This is a genomic window from Roseburia inulinivorans DSM 16841 (assembly GCF_000174195.1).
Classification (GTDB): Bacteria; Bacillota; Clostridia; order Lachnospirales; family Lachnospiraceae; genus Roseburia; species Roseburia inulinivorans.
The window spans coordinates 1-6,301 of the sequence record NZ_ACFY01000102.1 but is presented as its reverse complement, the minus strand read 5'-3'; the positions used below and the strand labels follow the sequence as shown (position 1 = coordinate 6,301).

General features: G+C 38.0%; 10 protein-coding genes. 1 reads left to right on the top strand and 9 read right to left on the bottom strand.

From position 1 onward, the window contains the following. Nucleotides 1-32: 32 nt before the first annotated feature. Together ROSEINA2194_RS11860 and ROSEINA2194_RS11855 are read right to left on the bottom strand one after the other, a co-directional pair. On the bottom strand, nt 33-617 hold the full coding sequence (locus ROSEINA2194_RS11860) for a 4Fe-4S binding protein (RefSeq protein WP_007887269.1): 585 nt from the start codon (nt 615-617) through the stop codon (nt 33-35). Next, nucleotides 614-814: a 4Fe-4S binding protein gene (locus ROSEINA2194_RS11855; protein WP_007887267.1), complete on the bottom strand. Its 201-nt coding sequence runs from the start codon at nt 812-814 to the stop codon at nt 614-616. The genes ROSEINA2194_RS11860 and ROSEINA2194_RS11855 overlap by 4 nt, the downstream gene beginning before the upstream one ends. A gap of 197 nt (nt 815-1,011) precedes the next feature. Here ROSEINA2194_RS11855 and ROSEINA2194_RS11850 point away from each other — a divergent pair, with 197 nt between their 5' ends. Next, nucleotides 1,012-1,671, top strand: coding sequence for a Crp/Fnr family transcriptional regulator (locus ROSEINA2194_RS11850; protein WP_227970519.1), 660 nt, complete (start codon nt 1,012-1,014; stop codon nt 1,669-1,671). A 19-nt stretch (nt 1,672-1,690) separates the two neighbouring features. On the opposite strand, the gene ROSEINA2194_RS21175 is transcribed toward ROSEINA2194_RS11850, so the two are convergent. The 7 genes from ROSEINA2194_RS21175 to ROSEINA2194_RS11820 form a co-directional block, all read right to left on the bottom strand. Continuing rightward, nucleotides 1,691-1,849, bottom strand: coding sequence for a hypothetical protein (locus tag ROSEINA2194_RS21175; protein WP_007887265.1), 159 nt, complete (start codon nt 1,847-1,849; stop codon nt 1,691-1,693). Between the two features lie 31 nt (nt 1,850-1,880). Further along, a complete protein-coding gene (locus ROSEINA2194_RS11845) occupies nt 1,881-2,279 on the bottom strand; it encodes a bacteriohemerythrin (RefSeq protein WP_007887264.1) in 399 nt (132 codons plus the stop codon). 205 nt (nt 2,280-2,484) lie between these two features. Further along, the gene (locus ROSEINA2194_RS11840) at nt 2,485-4,179 is read right to left on the bottom strand and encodes an FAD-dependent oxidoreductase (RefSeq protein ID WP_007887253.1); all 1,695 of its coding nucleotides are present in this window, start codon (nt 4,177-4,179) and stop codon (nt 2,485-2,487) included. Between the two features lies 1 nt (nt 4,180). Beyond that, nucleotides 4,181-4,501 (bottom strand): rhodanese-like domain-containing protein, encoded by a 321-nt coding sequence (locus tag ROSEINA2194_RS11835; protein WP_007887252.1) that lies wholly within the window; start codon nt 4,499-4,501, stop codon nt 4,181-4,183. Nucleotides 4,502-4,513: 12 nt separating this feature from the next. Continuing rightward, the gene (gene trxA, locus ROSEINA2194_RS11830; RefSeq protein ID WP_007887250.1) at nt 4,514-4,819 is read right to left on the bottom strand and encodes a thioredoxin; all 306 of its coding nucleotides are present in this window, start codon (nt 4,817-4,819) and stop codon (nt 4,514-4,516) included. Between the two features lie 92 nt (nt 4,820-4,911). Next, a complete protein-coding gene (locus ROSEINA2194_RS11825; RefSeq protein WP_007887247.1) occupies nt 4,912-5,658 on the bottom strand; it encodes an SDR family NAD(P)-dependent oxidoreductase in 747 nt (248 codons plus the stop codon). 381 nt (nt 5,659-6,039) lie between these two features. After that, nucleotides 6,040-6,267, bottom strand: a complete 228-nt coding sequence (locus ROSEINA2194_RS11820; protein WP_007887246.1) for a DUF6462 family protein — start codon at nt 6,265-6,267, stop codon at nt 6,040-6,042. Between the last annotated feature and the right edge of the window lie 34 nt (nt 6,268-6,301).

The window sequence follows — 6,301 nt, the reverse complement described above, 5'->3', positions numbered from 1 at the left end:
GACATATGCCTTTTATAAATTACTTTATAGTATTACTTATTTTCATTATTTTTTAATTTACAGACACCCTGCGTCATTGTTCCCATTGGACAAAATGTACACCAGGTTCGTGGCTTATATAACACCATTACGATTAACCCTAACAACAGAGATGTAAGCATCAAACTATAAAATCCAAAACTAAACTGTGCCACCCAATCAGCTACTATTCCTGCAGTGTATGTCCATCCCCACGGAACACGGAAAGTCCAGAATAGTTTGATGGCTTCACGCAAGGATGCTGCTCCGGCACCAACTAAATATGTCTGAAATACCATATTTCCAAACATTGTAAGGAAAAATATCAAAAAGCCATATCGGAACCATTTTGAACTCATCCATTGTGGGGTTGGTTTATTTCTTGAGCATTTTAAATCTCCACCAAGCTTACTAAAAAGCTGGCCACGTCCACACAAATGATTACAGAAAAATTTATTTCCACCGAATATTGCTATTCCTAACGGCAACAGGAAATCAATCATCCCAAACCAGGCGAACAATATATTAAAAAAACCGAGAGCAAAATAAATGATCGCCCATATCCATAAATAATCATACCAATGTTTCTTTTTCTTCACACCGCTACCCTCCCTCTCATTTCAATGCATCCTGCCGGACAGTACTGTGCACATTTCCCGCATCCTACACACACTGCTTCTTCTACTACCGCATAGCACCCACGATGTACTTTAACCGCTGCCAGCGGACAAGTATTTTCGCATACTCCGCAGGCAACACATCTTTTTTTATCGATACTTGCCACTCTTTTTGCCAATGCTCTGTTCCCCTTTCAAATTTGATACCTCTATTGTACCTAAAAAAGGTAAATCCTTCTGTGATATTATTACATAAGAATTTACCTTGAACACTAATAACTGCAATGACATATTTTTATTTATGACATATGTCAATTATTCGATTGACGCATCTTAAAAAAGCAAGTATACTATGTTCGTAAAGGAGATAACTGTTATGAGCTTCGAAAATTATTTTCCACTATGGAATGACTTAAATACAGCACAAAAAAAACTAATTTCAGATCATTTAATCACACAGCATGTAAAAAAAGGAACGATCATTCACAACGGGAAAATAGATTGTACCGGATTATTACTGGTTAAATCCGGGCAGCTTCGAACCTACATACTTTCAGATGAAGGACGGGAGATTACACTTTACCGTCTGTTTGATATGGATATGTGTCTTTTATCCGCCTCATGTATGATGCGATCCATTCAATTTGAAGTAACCATTGAAGCAGAAAAAGATACTGATCTTTGGATCATCCCTGCTGAGATTTACAAGAGCATCATGAATGAATCTGCTCCCGTCGCAAACTATACCAATGAGTTAATGGCTACTCGTTTTTCTGATGTCATGTGGCTGATGGAACAAATCATGTGGAAGAGTTTGGACAAGCGTGTTGCTTCATTTCTTTTAGAAGAAACCTCTATCGAAGAAACAAATGAACTAAAAATCACTCACGAAACTATCGCCAACCATCTTGGTTCCCATAGGGAAGTTATCACTCGAATGCTTCGCTACTTTCAAAGTGAGGGGCTTGTCAAACTCTCCCGTGGCAAAATCACCATCCTTGATTCGAAAAGGCTGGAAACACTACAAAGATTATAAAACTGTTTTTCTATAACATTTAAAGAATCCTCCATTTATCAGAATTATGAAAAACGCAATGACCACACTCATGTAGCCATTGCGTTTCACTAACCATTTCGGCTTCTATACAATCTAATGCATAAGAATATGCTCCTGCCAAACCAACGATATCTATGCTTAACTGTTTTTCATCCATAAATCTCTTTCAAAAACTCCTATATATGACATCATTCCTGTGGAATCTGTCCATCAACATACAAAATATGATTTACTAACCATTCCGTAAGGTATGTCAAAATCTTCATAATCTGCTCATCCTGATTTTCCTCTTCTTTGTTATGGCTTTCCATAAACTCATCAAGCTTTTCAATAAATGCCTGATGCTGCACCTTTTGCGTAAATAACTTGTTATAATGAATAGATTCCATATATGCTTCTTCATCTGCTAAATGTTTCACCGTATAATCGTATAACTTTTCCAGCAATATATCGACCCTATCATATTTATCTGGTGTAAATTCGTCATTTAGTAATTCATATGCTTCATCCGCATATTTAAACAACTGTTTATGTTGTTCATCAATCATTTTTATTCCAATGTAATACTCTGGTTTCATCTCAAACATAATCTTACCCCTTTTCTTCTATTTTTTAGTTGTTTCTATCCCACTCGTTATTAGGAAGAATTCTTAATATCAAGTTAGTAACCCCCCATTTCAAATGGGGGATATAGATATTATTCATTATAAAACCTATTTAATTTTTGTCAATCAAATAATAGTAATAACCTTATCAGATCATTACAAACCATCCGGACAACCTGATTGTGAGTCATATCAATTCCATACCACATGCATATGCCCTTTCAATCAGCGCACGGTCATTGACCACTGCATCATAGAGGCGAAATCCGCCAGAGAAATTATACGTTTCATAACCGTTTCCTTCCAGAATACGGCTCGCAATATAACTGCGCAGACCACTCTGGCATATCAGATACACAGGCTTTCCTTTCTCAATTTCACTAATTCGTTCTCTCAGTTCATCTACAGGTATGTTTTTGAATCCATCAATATGCCCCCTGCTGAATTCACATACAGTTCTCACATCTATCAACACCACATCTTTATCTTTAGAAATCTTGTCCATATCTTCCAAATGCCATTGCTTTAATGTCCCTTTTGCAATATTGTCTATCATAAATCCAGCCATGTTTACCGGATCCTTGGCAGAAGAATAAGGTGGCGCATATGCCAGATCCAGATCTTTCAACTGGGTTGCATTCAGCCCCGCATGAATTGCTGTTGCCAGCACATCAATACGTTTATCAACTCCTTCATATCCGATAATCTGAGTGCCAAGCAAACGATAGCTCTCTTTTTCAAAAACCACCTTCATGGTCATCACTTTTCCACCAGGATAATAACCGGCATGACTCATAGGAGAAAGAATTACTGTATCTACCTCTAATCCTGACTTTTTGGCATTGGTTTCATTGATGCCTGTAGTAGCTGCTGTCATATCAAACACTTTTATAACGGAGCTTCCCTGACTGCCCAGGTAACGACTATCACCGCCACAAATATTATCAGCGATGATTCTGCCCTGTTTATTGGCTGGTCCTGCCAAAGAAATCAGCGCATCATTACCCGTAACATAATGTTTTACCTGAACTGCATCACCTGCAGCATAAATATCCGGTACAGAGGTTTCCATTCTGTCATTCACTACAATACTTTCCTTGATGCCAAGTTCCAGACCGGCTTCTTTTGCTAATACTGTGTCTGGTGTGACTCCGATTGCCAGAACTACCATATCAGCCTGAAGGGATGGATTATCTTTCAACAGAACCTCCACTCTGTCGTCTTTTTCTTTAAATCCTTCTACTGTATAGCCCAGTACCAGTTTTATCCCATGCTTTCTCATTTCATTATGGATCATGGATGCCATATCCGGGTCAAAAGGGTTCATCAGCTGCTTAGGTCGCTGGACAATCGTAACATCCATGCCAAGCTCCCTCAAATTTTCCGCCAGTTCCAGACCAATAAAACCGCCACCTGCCAATACAGCCGATTTTGGATGATTCTTATTTATATATTCCTTTATCCGAAAAGTGTCTTCTACAGTACGAAGTGTAAAAAGTTTATCAATACCTACTCCGGGAAGTCTCGGCTGTGTAGGCTTTGCACCTGGAGAGAGGATTAGCTTATCATAGTTTTCTTCAAATATTTCACCGTTTTCTAAATTCTTCACTGAAACAGTTTTACTTTCGGGATGTATTGAGATAACTTCATGATGAATTTTCATGTTAATACGGAAGCGTTTAAAAAAACTCTCTGGTGTCTGTAGTGTAAGTTCTTCCGGATCTGTAATCACGTCTCCAATATAATATGGAAGCCCACAATTCGCATAGGATATGTATCCGGATCTTTCATACACAGTAATTTCTGCATGTTCATCCAGTCTGCGTATTCTTGCTGCGGCTGTAGCTCCTCCTGCTACACCTCCTACGATTATTACCTTCATCTTATTTTTCCACCTTTCCTGAGTAAGCTGCAATGCCACCGATATTATTTACTTTAGAATATCCCATTCGTTGCAAAATCCCAGTTGCCTGACGGCTCCGGGAACCGGAATAACAGTATACAAACAGAGGGATATCCTTATTCTTCGCTACAGAAATAATATTGTCTAGTTGCTGCAACGGCACATTTTTACTTTCTGGTATATGTCCTTCCTGATATTCCTGCGGAGTACGGACATCCAGCAGAACTGCACCAGCAGTCCTTTTATATTCTTCTATGCCTTGATCAATATTCGACTGTTTAAAGAAATCAAAAAATCCCATTAGCACACCTCCCTAAAGCATTTCTAAAATCGCATTCTTAGGTCTCGCCCCTGAAACCTGCTGTACAATCTTCCCATTCTTCATAACCACTAAAGTCGGAATGCTCATAATACTGAACTTATTTGCCAGTTCAGTCTCTTCATCTACATTAATCTTTCCAACTTTAATATCCCTACGCTCATCCGCAATCTCCTCTACAATAGGTACTACCATACGGCAAGGTGCACACCAAGATGCCCAAAAATCTAAAAGAACGGTTTTATCGGAATTCAGTACTTCGTTCTCAAAATTATTTTTATTGATATTAATAGCAGACATTTTACAGTCCTCCTTATCTTTTTCTTTTTGTAGCTTTATTATAGTCTTAATTTCATTTGTTTTCCGTGATTACATCACCATACCACATTAAATTAACTTCTTGCCATACCATCTACACTTAATATAACACCTGTAATGTAACTCGCCTCATCTGAAGCAAGAAACACAAACGCATTGGCAATATCTTCTGGCTGTCCAAGACGACGCAATGGAATTCTTTCAATCATAGGTTCGATAACTTCCTTTGGCACAGCTTTCATCATATCAGTTTCTGTAATCCCAGGTGCAACAGCATTAACACGAATACCTTTAGGTCCTAGTTCTCTTGCTAATGATACAGTCAATCCGTTTACTGCAAACTTCGATGCCGGATAAGCAACCCCACTTGGCTGTCCCGAAATACTCACCATGGAAGAAGTTGAGAGAATGACCCCCTTGCCTCTTGCCACCATACATTCTGCTGCTACACGAGTAGTATTAAATACTCCTTTTACATTTAGGTCAATGACTTTATCAAAAGTCTCCTCTGTATAATCCATAAATGAGGTATTTTCTGAAATTCCTGCATTATTTACCAGTATGTCGACACATCCATATTTTTCAGTTGCCTCTTTAAAAGCCTTTCTGACAGACTCCATGCTTGCCAGATTTGGACTAATTCCAGCAACTATTGCATTGGGATATTTCTCTTTTAATTTATCTACAGCAACATCTGCTGATTCCTGTGAACTTGCTGCCAACACAACTGAAGCACCTTCCTTCAAGAATTTATCAGCTGTAGCAAATCCTATACCACGACTGCCACCCGTAATGATTGCAACTTTATCTTTTAATCTCATTTAGACTACCTCCTTACTTAGTTTGTAGCTACATTATAAGCAAAAGGTAAATTATTTTCTGTGATATCATCACAAAATAATTGATTCATTCACTGCAAAATATAAGAACCACCTTTCTGCCTTGATCTTGGTGGTTCTTTGTGTCATATATGAAATTTCTGAGAGTCTTAATAAAGAGAAACACAAGATTAGTAGCGACGATTTCCTTGCTTTCTGCGATTATCTTCTCTAAACCTGCTACTTCTTCTGTCGAAGCAATATGAAGTCAAAAATCATCTATTCATAAGCCACCTCTTCGACCTTTATGTATCTTTTTATTACCTCCCCACCATGAAGGTAAGCCCTAACATCCGGCTGTAATTGTGTTACCATCCTTTTCACCTACTTATAAAATTCATCATCAACTATATGGAATGTCTCAAGGTACTCATCAAATATTTTTAAATTCACAAGTACTAACTGACCTAACTTATAGATTGCTTTGGCATCCTTAGCCCTTTGCATAAACTTTGATACGCCCATATGATACATTTCTGCTCCTTCGCTATATCTTACAAACTTTGTATTACCATTCTTCTTAAATTCCTGATATGCCTTTGTGTGTTCCATGCGATTCTCCTTTCGGTATTTCAATTGTTCCTAT

What these genes read in the sequence shown, in the direction of transcription:
- ROSEINA2194_RS11820 (WP_007887246.1), bottom strand. Translation starts at nt 6,267, where the DNA reads ATGGAACACACAAAGGCATATCAGGAATTTAAGAAGAATGGTAATACA.
- ROSEINA2194_RS11835 (WP_007887252.1), bottom strand. Translation starts at nt 4,501, where the DNA reads ATGGGATTTTTTGATTTCTTTAAACAGTCGAATATTGATCAAGGCATA.
- ROSEINA2194_RS11840 (WP_007887253.1), bottom strand. Translation starts at nt 4,179, where the DNA reads ATGAAGGTAATAATCGTAGGAGGTGTAGCAGGAGGAGCTACAGCCGCA.
- ROSEINA2194_RS11850 (WP_227970519.1), top strand. Translation starts at nt 1,012, where the DNA reads ATGAGCTTCGAAAATTATTTTCCACTATGGAATGACTTAAATACAGCA.
- trxA (WP_007887250.1), bottom strand. Translation starts at nt 4,819, where the DNA reads ATGTCTGCTATTAATATCAATAAAAATAATTTTGAGAACGAAGTACTG.
- ROSEINA2194_RS11825 (WP_007887247.1), bottom strand. Translation starts at nt 5,658, where the DNA reads ATGAGATTAAAAGATAAAGTTGCAATCATTACGGGTGGCAGTCGTGGT.
- ROSEINA2194_RS11845 (WP_007887264.1), bottom strand. Translation starts at nt 2,279, where the DNA reads ATGTTTGAGATGAAACCAGAGTATTACATTGGAATAAAAATGATTGAT.
- ROSEINA2194_RS21175 (WP_007887265.1), bottom strand. Translation starts at nt 1,849, where the DNA reads ATGGATGAAAAACAGTTAAGCATAGATATCGTTGGTTTGGCAGGAGCA.